Annotated in this window: 11 protein-coding genes and 1 tRNA gene; 7 read left to right on the forward strand and 5 right to left on the reverse strand. The window is 62.8% G+C overall.

Annotated elements, in window-relative coordinates; translation table 11 throughout:
- Window positions 1-92 precede the first annotated feature (92 nt).
- The 3 genes from FJ960_RS12725 (at window position 93) to FJ960_RS12735 (ending at window position 11688) form a co-directional block, all read left to right on the forward strand.
- Window positions 93-8681, forward strand: a complete 8589-nt coding sequence (locus FJ960_RS12725; RefSeq protein ID WP_140714277.1) for a glucoamylase family protein — start codon at window positions 93-95, stop codon at window positions 8679-8681.
- Window positions 8682-9052: 371 nt separating this feature from the next.
- Entirely contained in the window at window positions 9053-10825 is a 1773-nt protein-coding gene (locus tag FJ960_RS12730) for a glucan ABC transporter ATP-binding protein/ permease (protein ID WP_027143104.1), read from the forward strand.
- Window positions 10826-10926: 101 nt separating this feature from the next.
- A complete protein-coding gene (locus FJ960_RS12735) occupies window positions 10927-11688 on the forward strand; it encodes a heme ABC transporter permease (protein WP_140714279.1) in 762 nt (253 codons plus the stop codon).
- A 4-nt stretch (window positions 11689-11692) separates the two neighbouring features.
- Here the strand turns inward: FJ960_RS12735 and FJ960_RS12740 are convergent, their stop codons facing one another.
- Complete coding sequence (locus FJ960_RS12740) at window positions 11693-12751, reverse strand: D-TA family PLP-dependent enzyme (RefSeq protein WP_140714281.1); 1059 nt, start codon at window positions 12749-12751, stop codon at window positions 11693-11695.
- Between the two features lie 186 nt (window positions 12752-12937).
- On the opposite strand from FJ960_RS12740, the gene FJ960_RS12745 reads away from it, so the two are divergent.
- Together FJ960_RS12745 and FJ960_RS12750 are read left to right on the forward strand one after the other, a co-directional pair.
- A complete protein-coding gene (locus FJ960_RS12745; RefSeq protein WP_140714283.1) occupies window positions 12938-13624 on the forward strand; it encodes a D-lyxose/D-mannose family sugar isomerase in 687 nt (228 codons plus the stop codon).
- A gap of 69 nt (window positions 13625-13693) precedes the next feature.
- Window positions 13694-14086, forward strand: coding sequence for a hypothetical protein (locus FJ960_RS12750; protein WP_027143100.1), 393 nt, complete (start codon window positions 13694-13696; stop codon window positions 14084-14086).
- A 39-nt stretch (window positions 14087-14125) separates the two neighbouring features.
- On the opposite strand, the gene FJ960_RS12755 is transcribed toward FJ960_RS12750, so the two are convergent.
- Window positions 14126-14755 carry a hypothetical protein gene (locus tag FJ960_RS12755; RefSeq protein ID WP_140714285.1) on the reverse strand — a complete coding sequence of 210 codons (630 nt, stop codon included), beginning with the start codon at window positions 14753-14755 and terminating at the stop codon, window positions 14126-14128.
- 499 nt (window positions 14756-15254) lie between these two features.
- Here FJ960_RS12755 and FJ960_RS12760 point away from each other — a divergent pair, with 499 nt between their 5' ends.
- Window positions 15255-16628 carry a calcium-binding protein gene (locus FJ960_RS12760; RefSeq protein ID WP_140714287.1) on the forward strand — a complete coding sequence of 458 codons (1374 nt, stop codon included), beginning with the start codon at window positions 15255-15257 and terminating at the stop codon, window positions 16626-16628.
- Window positions 16629-17027: 399 nt separating this feature from the next.
- Here the strand turns inward: FJ960_RS12760 and FJ960_RS12765 are convergent.
- The 3 genes from FJ960_RS12765 to FJ960_RS12775 form a co-directional block, all read right to left on the reverse strand.
- Window positions 17028-17101, reverse strand: a tRNA-Gln gene (locus tag FJ960_RS12765).
- A 180-nt stretch (window positions 17102-17281) separates the two neighbouring features.
- Complete coding sequence (locus FJ960_RS12770; RefSeq protein WP_140714289.1) at window positions 17282-18214, reverse strand: lysylphosphatidylglycerol synthase domain-containing protein; 933 nt, start codon at window positions 18212-18214, stop codon at window positions 17282-17284.
- A gap of 85 nt (window positions 18215-18299) precedes the next feature.
- On the reverse strand, window positions 18300-18572 hold the full coding sequence (locus FJ960_RS12775; RefSeq protein ID WP_140714292.1) for a hypothetical protein: 273 nt from the start codon (window positions 18570-18572) through the stop codon (window positions 18300-18302).
- A gap of 55 nt (window positions 18573-18627) precedes the next feature.
- On the opposite strand from FJ960_RS12775, the gene FJ960_RS12780 reads away from it, so the two are divergent.
- Entirely contained in the window at window positions 18628-19992 is a 1365-nt protein-coding gene (locus FJ960_RS12780) for a Ppx/GppA phosphatase family protein (RefSeq protein WP_140714294.1), read from the forward strand.
- Window positions 19993-20014: the final 22 nt, after the last annotated feature.

Here is a 20014-nt window from a genome sequence, read left to right on the forward strand (position 1 = left end):
CTTAGGGTTGATGCAACCGATTGCATTCGAACCGGTTTTAGGGCCATTGCCGTGGCGGTGACGCCGCTGAGTGCCCGCTTACGGAATTTTCAATGAATATTCAGACGAACCTAGCCCAGATCGAGAAGACAAGCGCGAGCTTCCCAGTCATCACGGAAGAGCCGATAAGATCCACATTCCTGCCGGAGGAACGGCTCCGGCTGCTCGGCGAAAGCCTGGCCAAGGGCGATCTGACGGATCTGTTCGGCCTGATACCGTTCGACTTTCAAGCCCGTATCCGTGACAGCGCCAAGAAGATCCTCGAAGTCTACCGGTCTACCAATGCCGCGCAGGCGAGGGGCGAAACCATCACGCCGGCCGCGCAGTGGCTGCTCGACAACAACTATCTGATCGAGGAAACCATTTTCCAGGTCAAACGCGACCTGCCGCGCCGCTTTTACCGGCAATTGCCGACCCTGAAACTGCCCGATGGCGGCACCGTGCCGCGCGCATTGGCGCTGGCCTGGACTTATGTCGCGCATTCCGACAGTTCCGTCTCGGCGACCATGTTCAAGTCTATCGTCCAGGGCTTTCAGTCGGTCGAACCGTTGAAGATTGGTGAACTCTGGGCACTGCCGTCCCTTCTGCGTTTCGTGCTGATCGAGAACCTCCGTCGCCTGGCGGTCAGGGTCAACCGCACCCGCCAGATGCGCCAGATCGCCAATGACGTGGCCGACAAGGTGCTGGCGACCGACGACAATCCGGATCGGCAGACGATCCTAGCCAATTTCAGCGCGCATGCGCAGGACACCACCTTTGCCACTCAGCTTCTCTATCGCCTGCGTGACGGATCGCAGAACGCCGGCAAGGCGCTGGAGTGGCTGGAAGGCGAACTCGAGAAGACCGGCTCGGATGCCGAGGAAATCATCATTTCCGAGCACCAGACGCTGTCCAGCGGCAATGTGACCACCGGCAATATCGTCCGCGGCCTGCGCCTCATCAACGACGTCGACTGGACGGTGTGGTTCGAAGGCGTCAGCCGCATCGATACCGTGCTGCGCGAGCGCACCGATTTTGCCGCGCTCGACTTCTTCTCGCGCGATCAATACCGCACCGCGATCGAGGAACTGGCTCGCCGCTCGAACCTTTCGGAGTACCGTGTCGCCGAAAAAGCCATTGAACTGGCCGGCCACGCCGTCGGTGAAACCGTCCCGGAGAGCGGTGAAGGAGTGGACGCCCAGGTCGCATCCGCTCATACCGATGTCGGTTTTTACGTCGTTGGCCCGCGCCGGCTGGAACTGGAAAAGGCGATCGGTTACCGGCCCACGATCAGCCAGACGGTCAAGCGGACCTTCGCCAAGACCGGCTGGCTGGGCATCGTCCTGCCCGTCTTCGCGCTGACCGTCCTGCTGCTTGTCCTGTCCGGCAACGCCCTTTCCAATCTCGGCCTGTCGGTGCCGTCGATCGTGCTGATGCTGGCTCTGTTCGCCGTGCCGGCCAGCGAAGGCGCGCTCGCTTTCTTCAACACCGTGGTCTCGCTGTTCCTTAAGCCGACACGCCTTATCGGTTACGATTACAGGCACGGTGTGCCGCCCGAGGCGCGCACTCTGGTGGTCGTGCCGTCGCTGATCGGCTCGCGTGACGATGTCGAGGAAAACATCCGCAACATCGAAGTGCATTACCTCGCCAATCTGGCGGAAGAGATCCATTTCGCGCTGCTTTCGGATTGGCCCGACAGCAAGATCGAGATCGATGCGGCGGATACCGAGATCCTCGACTTCGCCCGCGCCGAAATCGCCCGTCTCAACGCGCGCTATCCCTCCGACGGCGCGCCGCGCTTCTATATCCTGCACCGCCGCCGGCTCTACAATGCCGGTCAAGGGTGCTGGATGGGCTGGGAACGCAAGCGCGGCAAGCTGCACGAACTCGACCTCTTGCTGCGCGGCGACAGCGATACCACCTTCCTGCCGCTCGAAGTCCCGCTGCCGGAAAAGGTCGTCCATGTGATGACGCTCGACGCCGATACCCGCACCACCCGCGATGCGGTATCGAGCCTGGTCGGCAAGCTTTGCCATCCGCTCAACCGTCCGCATTTCGACGCCACGAGGCGCGTCGTGACCGCCGGTTACACCATCCTGCAGCCGCGCATCACCGCTTCACTCACCAGCGGCGACGAAGCCTCGTTCTTCCAGCGCGTCTTCTCGGCCAATCGCGGCCTTGATCCCTATGTCTTCGCCGTTTCGGACCTCTATCAGGACGTCTTCAGTGACGGATCCTTCACCGGCAAGGGCCTCTATCATGTCGATGCCTTCGAGGCCGCCTTGCAGGGCCGCATCGAGGAAAACACCATCCTCAGCCACGATCTGCTCGAAGGCGCCCTGGCGCGCGCCGCACTGGTCACCGACGTCGAACTGGTCGAGGATTACCCGACCCGCTACTCGGTCGATGCCTCGCGCCACCATCGCTGGGCGCGCGGCGACTGGCAGCTTTTGGGCTACATCTTTAACCCTCGTTCCGGCGTTCCGGCCTTGTCGCGCTGGAAGATGGTCGACAATCTGCGCCGCTCGCTGACGCCGATCTTTTGGGTGATGGCGGCGATCGCCGGCTGGACCTTGCTGCCGTTCACGCAGGCCGCGCAGTGGCAGGCCTTGCTGATCCTCAGCCTGTTCATGGCGCCGACCTTCGACGTGGTCAACGCCATCCTGCCCAAAAGCGGCGACCAGACGCCGCGCGGCCATTTCTCCGCGCTGGCGCGCGACGTCGCCTTCGGCACCGCCATGGTGGCGCTGAAGATCGTGCTGATGGCACATAACGCCTGGATGATGGGCGATGCCATTGTGCGCACGCTCTACCGGCTGTTCGTCAGCCGGCAGAACCTCCTGGAGTGGCGCACCGCCTCGCAGGCGCACAAGGCGGGCGACAACGATGTCGGCTCCTATTACGGCATGATGTATGGCGCCGTGATCATCGGCTTTGTCGGCCTCGCCATTCCGGTGCTGGCCGATTCCACCGGTGCCTTCGTCGCCTTCTTCTTTGCCTTGTTCTGGATCGGTTCGCCGGCGATCGCCAGCTGGATCAGCCGCTCCGCCGAAACCGAGGACCGGCTGCGCATATCGCAAGCCGACATCCACACGCTGCGCACCGTGGCGCGGCGCACCTGGCACTATTTCGAAACCTTCGTCACGGCAGAACATCACAATCTGCCGCCGGATAATTTCCAGGAGAGCCCGGCGCCCGTCGTGGCGCCGCGCACCTCGCCGACCAATATCGGCGTCTACCTGCTCTCGGTCGTTTCGGCGCGCGATTTCGGCTGGATCAGCCTTTCCGATGCCATCACCCGCATCGATGCAACCATGACGACCATCGAGAGCATGCCGCGCAGCCGCGGCCATCTCTTCAACTGGTACGACACCACGACGCTCAAGCCGCTCTATCCGCTCTATATCTCAGCTGTCGACAGCGGCAATCTCGCCGGTCACCTGGTGGCGGTGGCGGCGGCCTGCGCCGAATGGGCGGAAGCGCCTTCCGTCCACCTGCAGGGCGATTTCGAAGGCATTCTCGACACGGTGACCATCCTGAGCGAAAGCCTCGATGAACTGCCCGACGACCGCCGTCAGTTGCGCCCGTTGCGCCAACGGCTTGTCGATCGCCTCGACGGCATGAGGCGCGCCGTCGACACGATCAAGGCCCAGCCAGAAATGGCGTCGATCCGCACCATCAACCTGGCGGTGCTGGCCGGCGAAATCCGCAAGCTCGCCACCGCCATTCACACCGAGGCCGCATCGCCGCAGAGTGACGTCATCGTCGACTGGGCGGCAAGGCTCGAAGCCACCTGCGAGGCGCACGTCCACGACGCCCACAGCGACGAAAACGCTGTCGAGGCCCTGCGTGCCAAGCTGCTCACCTTGCGCGAGCGCACCCGTCGTTTCGCCTTCGAGATGGAATTCGCGTTCCTGATGCGGCCGGAGCGCAAGCTTTTGTCGATCGGCTACCGGGTCGAGGAACATCAGCTCGACGAAAGCTGCTACGATCTTCTGGCTTCCGAGGCGCGGCTGACCAGCCTGTTTGCCATCGCCAAGGGCGATCTGCCAACCGAACACTGGTTCAGGCTCGGCCGCCCCATCGTCGAGATCGGCTTCCAGGGCGCGCTGATGTCGTGGTCCGGCTCGATGTTCGAGTACCTGATGCCGCCGCTGGTGATGAAGGAGCCGCAAGGCTCCATCCTCAACCAGACCAGCAAGCTGATCATCAAGCGCCAGATGCAGTACGGTCGCCAGAAGAACGTGCCGTGGGGCATCTCGGAAGCGGCCTACAACGCCCGCGACCGCGAACTGACCTATCAGTACACCAATTTCGGCGTGCCGGGGCTTGGGCTCAAGCGCGGCCTTGGCCAGAACACGGTAATTGCGCCTTACGCGACTATCATGGCGGCGCAGTTCAACCCGCGCGAAGCGGTGCAGAATCTGGCCCGGCTGCGCGAGATCGGCGCGCTTGGCCGTCATGGCTATTATGATGCGGTCGACTTCACGCCGCAGCGCGTGCCGGAAGGCACCAACCAAGCGGTCGTGCTGAACTACTATGCCCACCATTCGGGCATGTCGATCGCCGCCGTCGCCGACGCCATCTTCGAAGGTCGCCTGCGCGATCGCTTCCACAGCGATCCGGTCATTGAATCGGCCGAACTGCTGCTGCAGGAGAGGGCGCCGCGCGATATTCCGACCGCCACCGTCCGCACCGAGGCCGACGAGCGCTCCAAGGACGAGACCGAAACCGAGAGCCCCGATACCCGCATCGTGCTCGATCCCGTGCGGGCGCTGCGTTCGACCAATGTGATGTCCAACGGCCGCTATTCGGTGATGGTGACCGCGACCGGCTCCGGCTACAGCCGCTGGGGCGATCTTTCCGTCACCCGCTGGCAGCCCGACCCCGTCGAGGACCGGCTTGGCTCCTACATCTTCCTGCGCGACGCTGCCACCGGCGACTGGTGGTCGGCGACATCGGAGCCCAGACGCGCCGCCGAGGAAAAGACGCAAACCTTGTTTTCCGACGACAAGGCGAGCTTTGTCAAAACCGCCGGCACGCTGCGCTCCGAGGTGGAATGCATCGTTGTTTCCGAGGGCAATGGCGAGGGCCGCCGGATCACGCTCTACAATGAGAGCACGTCAGACCGTCACATCGAAGTGACGTCCTTTGCCGAGCTGGTGCTGGGCTCGGAGGCTTCCGACAACGCGCATCCGGCTTTCTCGAAGATGTTCGTGGAAACCGAGATCGCCGCCAACAATGGCGCGATCTTCGCCACGCGCCGCAAGCGCGAAACCAGCGAGCCCGATGTCACCCTGGTGCATTTCGTCACCGATCCGTCGGGACCGGCGCGTGATGCCGAGGCCGAGACCGACAGGCGCGCCTTCATCGGCCGTGGCCGCACCATCGTCGATGCCGCCGCTTTCGATCCAGGCGCCAGGCTGGGTGGCCATTCCGGCTTCACGCTCGATCCCATCGCCTCGCTGCGCCGTCAGGTGCGCGTGCCCGCCAACAAGAAGGTATCGCTGACCTTCTGGACAGTCGTCGGGGCCAACCGCGCCGAGCTGGATGAGGCCATAAGCCGGCTCGACCATCAGGAGAGCTTTGCTCGCCAGGCCATGCTTGCCTGGACGCGCAGCCAGGTGCAGACCCGCCATATGGGCCTCAGCCTGACCGATGCGGCCAATGTGCAGAAACTGGCGCGCTATCTGATCTATCCCGACCCGTTCCTGCGGCTGCCGGCCGAGTCCGTTGCTTCCGGATTGGGCAAGCAGTCGAGCCTGTGGCCGACAAGCATTTCGGGCGATTACCCGATCTTCCTGGTCAGGATCGGCGACGTTGCCGATCTGGAGATCGTTGCCCAGGCGTTGCGCTTCCAGGAATATATGCGCACCCGCGGCATGATGATCGACTTCGTCGTCGTCAACGAGCAGGCTTCCTCCTATGTCCAGGATCTGCAGCGGGCAGTCGAAACGCTTTGCGAAAACAGCCGCTTGCGCGGCAAGGAACTCGGACCCCGCCAGCACATTTTCGCGGTGCGCCGCGACCTGATGGAGGAAACCACCTATAAGACGCTGCTCGCCGTCGCCCGGGTTGTGCTGCATACGCGCAACGGCACCATCTTCGACCAGATCGAACGGGCCGAAGCGGCCGCACTGCAGGCACGCGATGGCCAGCAGCCGGCAGGGTTGCCAGGCCCGCGCGAAATTCCCCCGCCCGCACCGCAGATGCATGCCTTTGCCTCGCAGGCGGGGGCCGATGTCAGTGCCGATGGCTCCGGCCTCAGCCAGTGGAACGGTTTTGGCGGCTTCGACGGCGACGGGCGGCACTATGTGGTGCGCCTGACTGGCGGGCGCACCACGCCGCAACCCTGGATCAACGTCGTCTCCAACGCCTCGTTCGGCTTCCACACCTCGGCCGAAGGTGCTGCCTTCACCTGGAGCCGCAACAGTCGCGATTACCAGTTGACGCCATGGTCGAACGACCCGGTGTCCAACCGGCCGGGCGAGGGCGTCTATATTTACGACCAGACCAGCGGCAAGGCGTTCTCGCCGATCGCCGCGGTGATGCGCGATCCCTCGATGACCTACGAAGCGTGGCATGGCCAGGGCTTCTCGACCTTCCGCTCGAAGCGCGGATCGTTGTCGATGGACCTGACCCATGTCGTCGATCCCATCGATCCGGTGAAGATCACGCGGCTGCGCATCCAGAATTCCGGCCCGGTACCGGCCCGGCTGCGCGTTTACGCCTATGCCGAATGGGTGCTTGGCGGGCATCGGTCGCGCACCGCGGCAACCATAGTGCCGTCGCGCGACGGTGCCACCGGCGCGCTGCTGGCGCAAAATCCCTACGGGCTCGATTTCAGCGAGCGGGTGGCCTTCCTCGCCGCCGACACCGGCGTCCACTCGGTGACATCAGACCGGGCCGAGTTCCTCGGCCGGCACGGGTCCAGCGAGTTGCCGCAGGCGGTGCTGAGCGGCGCGGCCCTGTCAGGCCGCGTCGAGGCCGGAGATGATCCTTGCGCGGCGATCGCCCGCGACATCGAGATTCAGGCTGGCGGCGACGTCACGCTCATCTGGCTGCTTGGCGATGCCGAGTCTTCGGCGCAGGCGAGCGCGCTGGTGCAGAAGCACCGGGGCGAGGATTTCGACCAGCGCCTGGCCGACAATGAGCGCGAATGGCGCGCCTTCCTCGACACCATCCAGGTCGAGACGCCCGACAAGGCGCTCGATGCCATGGTCAATCACTGGCTGCCTTATCAGAGCCTTGCCTGCCGCATCCGCGCCCGCTCGGCTTTCTATCAGGCAAGCGGCGCCTTCGGCTTCCGCGACCAGTTGCAGGACACACTCGCCTTGCTGGCGCATGATCCCACGCTGGCGCGCGACCAGATCCTCAACGCCGCGCGGCGGCAGTTCCCGGAAGGCGACGTGCAGCATTGGTGGTTGCCGCGCACCGGCGCCGGCGTGCGTACCCTGATCTCCGACGACGTGGTGTGGCTCGCCCACGCCACGGCCCGCTATCTCTTGGTGACCGGCGACGCCACTATCCTGAAGGAGCAACTGCCTTTCCTCGACGGACAGGTGCTGGGCGAAGGCGAGCACGACGCCTTTTTCACCCCGGAAATCTCGAAGAAGACGGTGTCCCTGTACGACCACTGCGCGCGTGCGCTCGACCTCGCCATCAAGCGCAGCAGTCCAGCCGGCCTGCCGTTGATTCTCGGCGGCGACTGGAACGACGGCATGAACCGTGTCGGCGAGCACGGCAAGGGCGAGAGCGTGTGGCTGGGCTGGTTCCTGCTGAAGACGCTGGGCGACTTCGCCGCGGTCGCCAGGACCGAGGGCGACACCAAGCGCGCACAGGCCTGGACAAAACATGCCGACGCGCTGAAGCGAGCGCTCGAAAGCACGGCATGGGATGGCGAATGGTACCGGCGCGGCAGTTTCGATGACGGCACGCCTTTGGGGTCGCGTACATCACAAGAGTGCAAGATCGACTCCATCGCCCAGTCCTGGAGCGTGCTTTCGGGCGAGGGCGACCCGGCGCGGTCGACCACCGCGATGCAGCAGGCGACGAAGCTGCTCGTCGACGATCATCTCAAGATCGTCAAACTGTTCACTCCACCCTTCTCGAAGACGCAGAAGGATCCCGGCTATATCAAGAGCTATCCGCCTGGCGTGCGCGAGAATGGCGGCCAGTACACCCATGCCGCCACCTGGTTCGTCATTGCGCTCGCCGAGATGGGGCAGACCGATGAAGCCTATCGCTGCTTCTCGATGCTGAACCCGGTCAACCACGCGTTCGACGAGGCGTCGACCGAGCACTACCGCGTCGAACCCTATGTAGTGGCGGCCGATATCTATGCCGGGGACGACAAGGGTGGGCGCGGCGGCTGGACTTGGTACACCGGCTCGGCGGGCTGGCTTTACCGGGCGGCGGTCGAAGGCATCCTGGGCATCGAACGGCGCGGCAAGCAGATCACATTCCGGCCGAAGCTGCCCAGCCACTGGGATGGCTACCAGGCTTCGCTCAAGATGCTGGGCGCCGACATCAAGGTCCAGGTCGTTCGCGACAAAAAGGCCAAGACGATCTCGCTCGAAGTCAACGGATCGAAGACAAAAGCGGCGTCCTTTGAACCCAAGGCCGGCGGCCAGACCGAGGTCGTGGTCAAGATACCAGCGTAAAATCAGCAGTTTATGTCAGAAGCGCGCGCGTCCTCCGGACGCGCGCCGCCGCGCCCTGTTTACTTGCGCGCGATCTGTGGGGCGTCCGCCAAAGACGCGCGAAACCGACCGTGCAAGCTCGCGTTGATTAAAAATGTGGCAGCGCTCCGCTGCTGCCACGATTTTGCCGCAAGGCTGACATTTCACCTTTTATCTCAAACCGTTAGGTGATCACGTCAGATTTCGTATCGTCGTCATCTTTTGTTCGCTAAACGGGAACGGAAGCGATAGACGGGCATTGTTTTGCGACGCATCAACCGTTAGGTGTTACGAAATGGTGCAGTGCACAATATTGGTGTTGGGCACAATAGAAAGTTGGCGGAGTAGCTAAAGTGTCACTTCTGCAGATCTATTGGAGAGCGCTGGGATATCTGGCTGCCGACAAGAAGCGCGTCGCGCTGATCTGTGCGGCCAACGTCGCGCTTGCAGCCATCGCGATCCTTGAGCCGATCCTTTTAGGCCGGGTGATCGGCGCTATTTCCGAAAAAGGTCCGGTGTTTTCGACGCTTGCGGTTTGGGCAGCTCTCGGTCTCTTCAATGTCATGGCCTTCGTGCTGGTGGCGCGTGGCGCCGATCGCTTCGCCCATGCCCGTCGTTCGGAAGTGTTGTGCCAGTCCTTCGAGCGCGTAATCACCATGCCGCTCGCCTGGCATCACCAGCGCGGCACTTCCAATTCGCTGCACACGCTGCTGCGCGCCGTTGAAACCCTTTTCAGCTTGTGGCTCGAATTCATGCGCGTGCATCTTTCGACGGCCATCGCGCTGGTGCTGCTGGTGCCGACCGCGCTTGCGATGGACGTCCGCATGTCCATTGTGCTGCTTGGCCTTGGCGTCCTTTACGTGGGCATCGGCCGTATCGTCATGCGCCGCACCAAGGCAGGGCAGACCGCCGTCGAGCGTCACTATCATACCGTGTTTGCCCATGTGACCGACAGCGTCAGCAATGTCGCCGTGCTGCAGAGCTACAACCGCATCGGCCATGAGACCGCGGCGTTGAAGCGTTACGTCAAGGGCCTGCTCGACGCGCAGAATCCTGTGCTCGACTGGTGGGCGATTGCCAATGCCCTGAACCGCCTGTCCTCGACCATTTCGATGATGATCGTGCTGTCGATCGGCGCGTATCTCGTCACCCGTGGCCAGCTCCGCGTCGGCGACGTCGTGGCCTTCACCGGCTTTGCCGGAATGCTGATCGCCCGTCTCGACCAGATGTCGGCCTTCACCACTCAGATTTCGGAAGCCCGCGCCAAGCTTGAGGATTTCTATAAGCTCGAGGACTCGGCCGCCGATACCGCCGAGCCGGATGGCCTGCGCGACCTTGCCAACGTCACCGGCCATGTCCGTTTCGAGGATGTCAGCTTCGAGTTCGCCAATTCGGGGCAGGGCGTCAGCGATGTGTCCTTCGAGGTGCAGGCGGGCCAGACCGTCGCCATTGTCGGGCCGACGGGTGCGGGCAAGACCACGCTCATCAATTTGCTGCAGCGCGTCTTCTCGCCGTCCAGTGGCCGTATCCTGATCGACGGCATCGATACCCGCACGGTGACCCGCAAGTCGCTGCGCCATTCGATCGCCACCGTGTTCCAGGATGCCGGGCTTCTCAACCGCTCGATCGAGGACAATATCCGGGTCGGCCGTGCCGACGCGACCAACGAAGAAATCCATGCCGCCGCCTCCGCGGCCGCGGCGCAGGATTTCATCCTGGCCAAGAGCAACGGCTACGACACGGTGGTCGGCGAACGTGGCGGCCAGTTGTCTGGCGGCGAGCGCCAGCGGATCGCCATTGCCCGTGCCGTGCTGAAGGATGCTCCGATCCTGGTGCTCGACGAGGCGACCAGCGCACTCGACGTCGAGACCGAGGATCGCGTCAAGGAAGCGATCGACGAATTGCGCCGCGACCGCACCACCTTCATCATCGCCCACCGCCTGACCACCGTCCGCGACGCCGATCTGGTCGTGTTCATGGACAAGGGCAAGGTGGTGGAGATGGGTGGCTTCGCCGAACTGTCGCTGCGCAACGGCCGCTTCGCCAGCCTACTGCGCGCCGGCGGCCTGCTCAATGACGAGGAAGTCCGCCGCCTGAGCCGCTCCGTACAGGGTGAGGCCGCTTGAGCCGGTTCTTCCTTCCCCCACAAGAGGGAAGGAAGACGCTTCTACGCCTGCGACACCACCGCTCGATTGCCCCAAACGCATCGGCGGTCTATGTAAGTCGCATGAGTGACACCACCTCACGCCTGAGCGGCTGGGCCGATCTTGCCAATCCGACGCGGTTCGTCGGGATGGCCGACAAGCTTGTACCGTGGTTGGCGGCGCTCGCCGCGCTCGTCCTCGCCGTCGGCCTCTATATGAGCTTCACCGCGCCCGAGGATTTCCAGCAAGGCATCACCGTTCGCATCATGTACATCCATGTGCCTTTCGCCTGGCTCGCCATGATGTGCTACACGCTGATGGCGCTGTCTGCCCTCGGCACGCTGGTCTGGCGCCATCCGCTAGCCGATGTCGCGCTCAAATCAGCGGCCCCCATCGGTGCGGTCTTCACCGCGCTGGCGCTGATCACGGGTTCGATCTGGGGCAAGCCGATGTGGGGCACCTGGTGGGTCTGGGACGCAAGGCTGACCTCGGTGTTCGTGCTGTTCCTGATGTATCTTGGCATCATCGCGCTGACCCGTGCGCTGGATGATGCCAGCCGCGCCGCCTGGGCCGCCGCTATCATCACGCTGGTCGGCTTCATCAATATCCCGATCATCAAATTCTCGGTCGACTGGTGGAACACGCTGCACCAGCCGGCTTCCGTGTTCAGGCTCGGTGGTCCGACCATCGATCCCAGCCTGCTCTGGCCGCTGCTGGTGATGGCCGTCGGCTTCACCGCGCTCTTCTTCACGCTGCATCTGATGGCCATGCGCACCGAAATCCGGCGCCGCCGCGTCATTGCCATGCGGCGGGTGGCGGCGCGGCAGGCGGAGCGTCCGGCCTAGAATTTCACCCCATAAGTCCGCGTGCCGCCACCGGCAGCGTTCCCAGCACCTTCTCACCGTCGATCAGATTGACCTCGTTGAACAGGTTGGTGACGACGCAGCAATGGTCCGGCACCACACGCACGCGTTCGCCAATGCGCAGCTTGCCATCGCCCGACAGCGTGACCGTACCGTGCTCCTCGCTCAGGCCCGTCACCAGCGCTCCCGGCACGCCCATCAACTCTCCGAAATCCTTTAGCCCCAGCGTGTCGCTGGACAAGGCCTTGCTGCCGGCATCGAGAATGGCGCGTGACGCTGTCGGATGGCTGACCACGGTTGCCAGCACCGTCAGCGCGCAATCGTCTAGGCCGCCGACGCCTTTGGCGACCTGGTAACGGTCGAGATAGATATAGGTGCCGGGCCGGTATTCGGTAACGACGGAGGCATCGGCGGAACGCCACATGTCAGGCGTGCCGCCGCTGGAGATGCGCTCGCAAGCGAGACCCGAGGCGGCCAGCGCCTGTTTGGCGTCGGCAAGCCAGGCTTCGGCCTCCACGGCCCGGCCGGCGGCCGGATAGGTCATCAGTCCGCCGAAGGCAAGGCCGCCGGCCTTGTCCATCAACCTCGCCAGGGCAACCGCTTCATTGGCAGTCTGCACGCCGCAGCGTCCCATGCCGGTGTCGCATTCGACCAATACCGATAGCGGGTGCCCGGCATCGATGAAGGTGGCGGCGAGCCCTTCCAGCGTCTGCGCGCTGTCGGCCGTCACCGACAGCTTCACGCGACCATGCAGCGCCTTCAGCCGTTCGAGCTTGGCGCGCCCAAGGATGTTGTAGGGGAGAAAGATATCCGTCAGCCCGGCATCGGCCATCACCTCGGCCTCGCCGATCTTCTGGCAAGTAATGCCTACGGCGCCAGCCGCCACCTGTTTCTTCGCCCAATAAGGCAGCTTGTGCGTCTTGATGTGCGGCCTGAGCCTCAGTCCGTTCTTGTCGGCATGGGTCTGCGCTCTGGCGATGTTGGCTTCGGCGCGTGCGACGTCGATGAGGATCGACGGCGTATCGAGGTCATGTATGGTCGGCATCGGCTATCTCTGTGAAAATTCGCAGGGTTTATGAGCCTGAAAGCAAGCGATGTCACGCCGCAGGCGAACCCGATCGGTGGGCCATGGTCGGGAACGCGCAAGGCTCGAATAAGCAGAATGGATCGACACCGCACCGGCGTTCGGCTATGCGATCTATCGGAAAAACCGAGACCAGGGGTCATGATCATGAAACGCTCCGCAATCAACGATATCATCCGCGAAGCCGACGCTTTCATCCGCTCGTTCGGCTACATCATGCCGCCCTTCGCCTACTGGTCGCCGGAAGAGATGAAGGCGCGTCAGGTCGATTCCTCGGCCATCTTCACCTCACGGCTCGGCTGGGACATCACCGACTACGGCCAGGGCAAGTTCGACGATCTCGGCCTGTTCCTGTTCACTGTTCGCAACGGTCGCTACGAGGACATGAAGAAGGGCATGGGCATGCTCTATGCCGAGAAGATCATGATCTCGCGCAAGGAGCAGATGTCGCCGATGCACCGCCACAACATCAAGGCCGAGGACATCATCAACCGCGGCGGCGGCAAGCTGGTGCTTGAACTGTTCATGCATGACCGCGATGGCGGTATCGACCCCAAGGCCGAGGTGTCGGTGCCGGTCGACGGAACCATCCACAGGTTGCCGGCGGGCGGGCTGTTGAAGCTCGATCCGGGCCAGAGCGTCACGCTTTTGCCCGGCGTCTGGCACGCCTTCTGGGCCGAAGGCAAGGATGTCCTGATCGGCGAGGTATCGACCGTCAATGACGATCGCACCGACAATGTCTTCCGCGAGCCGATCGGCCGTTTCGCCGATGTCGAGGAAGACACGCAGCCACTGCACTTGCTGGTGGCCGACTATGACAAATGGCTGGGCTGAAGGCATCCGCCCTTAGCGCCAATTCGCCCCCAGATTTGCGGGCCAGTAACCAAGTCCGAGGAGTAAGTCTTGAAATCAGTTCTAGTTGCCGTTGCCGCCTTGGCGGCCCTCAGCTTGCCGGCCCATGCGGCCGGCTTTGATAACATTGTCCTTTCCGCGACGAAGGACGGGGGAACGCCTCAGAGCAGCTTCCCTGTCGACACACCGGTGATTTATGTGTCGGCCGATTTGGTGGATATCGCGCCCACATCGAAAATCACATTCTCCTGGGTCTCGGTCGATTCCCATGGCGCCGCACCGGAAAACTATACTATCGACAAGGTCGACCTCGACGTCGGAGCGAACAACGAGGCTGATTCACAACTCACCAAACCTACGGCGGGATGGCCGGAGGGCACCTATCGTGTTGATTTGGCCATTGATGGAACGGTTGCGGAATCGGTGCCCTTCAGCATTCCATGATCGGAAATTAACCGCCTGGGAAGGTCGGCCGGCGCCCTGTTAGTCGCTTTCGGGTGGCGCTTCTTTTTGCCAGCCGGCTAGCTCCGGCAGGTCGTCAAGCCAACTTTTCTCGGTCATCAAGGCATCGCTGGTCTGCGGTGCCGCCTCCGTGGCGTTTTGAATCAGCCAGTCCACCCACTTCCGATAGGCAACCGGGTCAAGTTGGGGCGGCAGCACCTTGGCCTTGAGCAGCATCCTCTTGCGGAAACTGGTTTGCCTGCGCAGTTTGGTGGTCATGAATTTGATTGCCTTGCCTTGGTATTCAACTATCCACCGGACGCTCCCATGGCTGACAAGCCTGTCGACGGCGAATCCGGCATCGACCGGTCTATGGCGCCAAGGAAGCTCGATAGCGTTCTTCCTCAGATCGATAGCCCATCGCCTGTAATTGGCCCCGGTACGCTGAGACGGCAGCACGCCGGCCTGTTCGAGCATCTTCCTTCGGAACGTAGGCTGCTTCTTGAGCTGGCCGGTCGTCAGTTCGATTCGATGTCCACGAAATTCGACCTGCCACCGGACCCTCCCGTTGCCGACATACTTCACCAACCTGTCGATGAAGAACTCGCCATCGGCCAGCATCACGCAGCCTTGGCTGATGCTTTCGCGGATGAACTCCGTGTCAGTGACCATCAGGCGGCCTTATACGGGAATGGCAGCCCACATGCGATCGGTGAAGGGCAAGATCGCCGCGCTTCTGGCCTTTAGGTCCGGTTGGCGTGGGCTCGTTGCTCCTGTGCCTTCTTACAGATGTCATCCAATTTTTCGCGGACCCGGTCGTTATCAAACAGCAGCTTGGCGCGTGAGAATCCTCTGCTACGAAGCTCCCATTCAATGGCAAGCCATCCTTCATAGTCGCCAGACGCCGCAAGCTTCCCGGCTTCGCGCCACATATGCGCGTCACGCTCTCGGGACACACCTTTCTCCCGTGCTAATGCGCCAAGCATATAGGCATATAGGACGTCGGGCCGCGCTGAAATCGCTGCGCGACAGCTTTTTTTCGAGGGACGTCCATTATTTTTACATTTTGTGATTTGCACGATATGGTTAACAGGGCTCTGGTAGGTGCAGGCCTTTCTGGCTTCAGGCGTTTGGGCAGAAAAAAGGGCGGGGGTGTGAAAGGTGGCCAAACATGGCCAATACGAACACCATTGTCTTGAGCGGCGACTATGGCTACCGCCAATATAAGGCATCAAACCTGCCCGCCGACACCACAATCGATGCCACCAACGCCTCGTGGATCGTTGCCAATCAGGGAAGCCCCACCAACCTCTATCCCTTCGCGGTCGTCAACCCCGGCGACAACCTCACGGCTTTCGGCGGCACGATCAACGGCACGGTCTCCCAAACCGGCGACTGGGAGAACATCTACGTCAACTCCGCCGCAGTCCGTGTGAATTCAGCCCACAGCTTTGTCATCGACGACTTTACGATCACCCAGCCCTGGGATGGCATCCGTGTCGGCGGCACTGGCACCTTTCTTATCGAGGATAGCTATGTCGGCAACTCACGAGACGACGCGGTCGAGGACGACGACGTCATCGGCGGCACCATCCGGGATTCCTTGTTCGACCACGTGTTTTCCGGAGTGAGCCTTGGCGACGGTGAGGTGAATGGGTCTGGCAACTCGGTCACCATGGATGGCATGCTTCTGGGCATGGGAGAGTACCTTCGCAAAGGCGTGATGACCCACGGTTCGCCATTCAAACTCGACAAGGGCACAGGCGCCAACGATATTGTACCCAGCTTGCACTTTATCGACTGCGTTGTGGCGATCTCCGACGTTCACCACAACGGCTTGGAGCGGCTGCAGCGGGCCTGGGACAAGACGGTCGAGTCGCACGGCAATTACTATCTCAACCTCTCCGACACGCCGCTGCCGGCGGATTATCCAAAGCCGCCCGCCGGCTGGACGATCCTTCAAGGCCAGGCGGCCCGCGACTATTGGGACCACGCCAAGGCCGCCTGGCATGCAGCCCATGACGGGACCGACCCGACACCGTCACCTCCGACCCCGCCGACCGACCCGACACCGCCGCCTCCGACCGACCCGACGCACGGAACGACCGGGAACGATACATTTGTCGGCACTGGCGCGGCCAATACCTTTGATGCCCAGGCTGGCAACGATACACTGCGGGGCCTGGGTGGCAACGACGTGCTGACTGGTGGCAAGGGCGAGGACACCTTCGTGTTTGACACGGCCTATGGCCCCGGCAATGTCGACACAATCACCGACTTCGACGCAGAACATGACGCGCTTTATCTCGACAGTGCTGTCTTCACCAAGCTCGGCCCCGGTTCCTTGTCCAGCCCGACACAGGTGAACTCGTCGTATTTCGAGTTGCGAGAACACGCCGCCCACAGCAACGATTACCTGCTCTACGACCGGACCACGGGCGTTCTGTCCTATGATCCCGACGGCTCGAAATCGGCCCCGCAGGTGGAAATCGCCCATCTGGAGCCCGGGGCGGCCCTGACCTATCACGACGTGTTCGTCGTTTGATCGCTCGTGCGATCGCACCGATAATGGTGTCGCCGCCATCGGCCCGGAACTGGTGATGGCACCGCTGATTGCAAGGGCCGGCGCGTGTGCGTCTGCCGCGATCAATGTGGCCGACGTTTATGGGCAACGTGAAGAATCATCCATGGACGACGGCGTTTGGCTCCTGGACTGGGTCGCGAAGCCAGCCGACTGTTCGTCCGGCAGCTTCCTAACGAGAAGCTCCTACATCTGGTGCTCCGAATGGAACCGAGGCGAAGTCTGTGCCGCCTTCAGGCAACCGTTTGATTGACCTGCGGAAACGGCGGCCGCATCAGCATAGCAAAATTAGTCAACCAGCATGTAACTCTTAGCGTTTTCTAACGCGCCTTAACCGATTGATTTTGTTCTTAAAAAGAGAAGTGGCTGGGGAACCTGGATTCGAACCAGGACTAACGGAGTCAGAGTCCGTGGGTCTACCGTTAACCTATTCCCCAGCAGGCGCGGTCATGGACCGCGCGGGCCGAACGGCTGAGCCGCTTGAGCGCTGCCTTGTAGCCGCCAGCGGAAAATAGTCAAGCCTGCTCTGCGGTTCAATCGCAACGTTTCGGCCGCTGGTATCAGGCGCCGAGTTCATATGGCGCGCACAACGCGGGTGCAAAGTCCGATCCGATGCCTCAGCTCTCCTTGCGGCTGAATTGCGAGCGTTCGAAGAACAGCACGATGCCCAGGCCCAGAAACAGCGGGATGATCAGATAAAACAGCCGGAACACCAGCAGCGCCGCCAGCACGCCGACCGGTTCCATGTCGGAAAGCCCGGCCAGAAACACCACCTCGAACACGCCGAGGCCACCCGGCGCATGCGAGATCTGGGCGACCGAGAAGGAGACGAGGAAGACGCCCAGCACGACAAAATAGCCGGGATTGTGCACTCCGGGCAGGGCGAAGAAAATGATCGCCGCGGCGGCGATCAGTTCGATCGGGCCGATCAGCAATTGCCGTGCGACGATCGGCAGCGCCGGATAGTGCAATTGGAAGCTGCCGATCGTCAACGGGCGCAGATGCAGCCAACTACCGAATATATAGGCTGCGATGAGGATCAGCATCGCGATGCCTGCGGCCTCCGACAGGCCGTGATGGGCGATGCCGGTGAATCGGTCGATAATCTGCGGCTCAAACACCAGCACAAGGCCCGAGGCGAGTATCGTCGACAGCACGAAGGTTATCCAGCAGACCGCCACCAGTACGCCGACTTCCTGGCCGGTCAGGCCCCTGGTGCCGTATGCGCGGTAGCGGATGACGGCGCCGGAAAACACCGAGCCGCCGATATTGTGCGACAGCGCATAGGTGGTGAAGGAGCAGAGCGTGACGAACAGCCACGACACTCGTCTGCCGATATGCAGCAGCGCGATGTGATCGTAGCCGGCGAGCGCGGCATAGGCAACGACCGAACTCAAGCCTGCCAGTATCCAGTCGCGAGCCGGAATGGCCGCCAGCCCGTCCCAGACGTCATCCAGCGAGATGCCGCGCAATTCATGCCAGAGCAGCAGCAGCGAGAAGATCACCGCGCCGATGCCGACGACCGGCCAGAAATAGCGTTTCCAGTTCATTGCCCGACTGCCATGCGTTGTGTATCCGCTTCCTTTCTGTCGAGAGGCCAACCGCCCCGCATTCCCCATTCATTTCAGAAATGCCTCATTGAAGCCGGCTATTCAACCGCGAACACTTGTCGCGCCTGATGCCGGCAAGACCTGCCTGCACTGGACAGGGCGCAAAACGCTGACAAGCGGCGAGGGCATCGGCTTCGACGGGCGCGGTCTTCGCTGGCGCCGCGTTATCAATCCAGCCTTGCGGGTACATTACGGCGGTGCAGCGAAAAAGGCGGTTCGCGCCCCGGCCGGCAAAATTCAGCATGCGGCCCTTGGTGATCGGCCACAGCACTGTTAATCTGGCCGCAACTTGAAACATGCCAAAGCGCCTGCTGCGTCCGTCACCGGTTCGCGCGGCGCCGGAAGGAACGACAGTGGAAGACCGCGACACCGGCGCAGGGGCGCCGGAGGTGGGCGCGTCCAGCGCTTCCCCGGGATCGTCAGGCCCGGGCACAGCCGGTTGGCAGCAACGCCGCCCGACGGAGCCTCGCTCCGTGAACGGGCAGGCAGGCGACGCGACCCACAGCCAGAAGGGCAAGCCCAAGAAACGGCGCAAGCGAAGGCGTGGGCGCAAGGTTTTTGCGCGCGACGATGCGCGCCCCGGGGACAATCGATCGCCGGCACAAGGCAAGGCCGCTGTCGCGGCAGTGGAGCTGAAGCCTGTTGCCGCTGCGGCGATCTCGCCCGTCGTTCCAATCCCACGCCCCGAGCAAGGACACCGCAGGCCGCCGGTGCACGAGCTTCCGGTCTTTGCGGCGCTGGACCTCGGCACCAACAATTGTCGGCTGCTGGTCGCCGTCCCCACGCGTCACGGCCAGTTCCGCGTCATCGATGCCTTCTCACGCATCGTCAGGCTGGGCGAGGGGCTCACCGCCAATGGCCGGCTCGGCCAGCCGGCGATGGACCGCGCGGTTGAGGCGCTGAAGGTCTGCGGTGACAAACTGCGCGGCCGCAAGATCAGGAAGGCAAGGCTGATCGCCACCGAAGCCTGCCGCACCGCCGAAAACGGCGTCGAGTTCCTCGATCGTGTCGAACGCGAAGCCGGCCTGAAGCTCGAGATCATCGACCGCCAGACCGAAGCCCGCCTTGCGGTTTCCGGCTGCGGTTCGCTGGTCGAGCGCGACACGCAAGGCGTCGTCCTGTTCGACATCGGCGGCGGCTCCTCCGAGATAGCGCTGATCGATCTCACCGGCCGCCGTTCGCCACGCCTCGCCAACCATATCGTTTCGTGGACATCGCTGCCGGTCGGCGTCGTGTCATTGGCGGAACGCTTTGGCGGCCGCACCGTAACGCGCGAGATCTTCACCGCCATGGTCGACGACGTCGCCGGCAGGCTGGCCGCTTTCGAGGGCCGCGATCGGTTGAGCCATCTCAAGGCCAGCCCGAATTTCCATCTGTTGGGCACTTCGGGGACGGTGACGACGCTGGCCGGCGTCCATCTCGACCTCGAACGCTACGACCGCCGCCGGGTCGACGGCCTGTGGATGGACCGCGACAGCGTCGACCGCATGGTGGAGAGGCTGGTCGGCTGGGATTTCCAGCAGCGCTGCGCCAGCCCCTGCATCGGTGCTGACCGCGCCGATCTCGTGCTCGCCGGCTGTGCTATCCTCGAGGCAATCCGCGCCGTCTGGCCCTCGGAGCGGCTTCGCGTCGCCGACCGGGGCCTGCGCGAGGGCATATTGAGCGAGCTGATGGCCGATGACGGCGTCTGGCGCAACGATGGACGTGCTAGGGCATGATCATGCTCAAACAAGAAATCAG

The sequence above is a fragment of the Mesorhizobium sp. B2-3-11 genome, assembly GCF_006442215.1.
In the GTDB taxonomy this organism is placed as follows: Bacteria; Pseudomonadota; Alphaproteobacteria; order Rhizobiales; family Rhizobiaceae; genus Mesorhizobium; species Mesorhizobium salmacidum.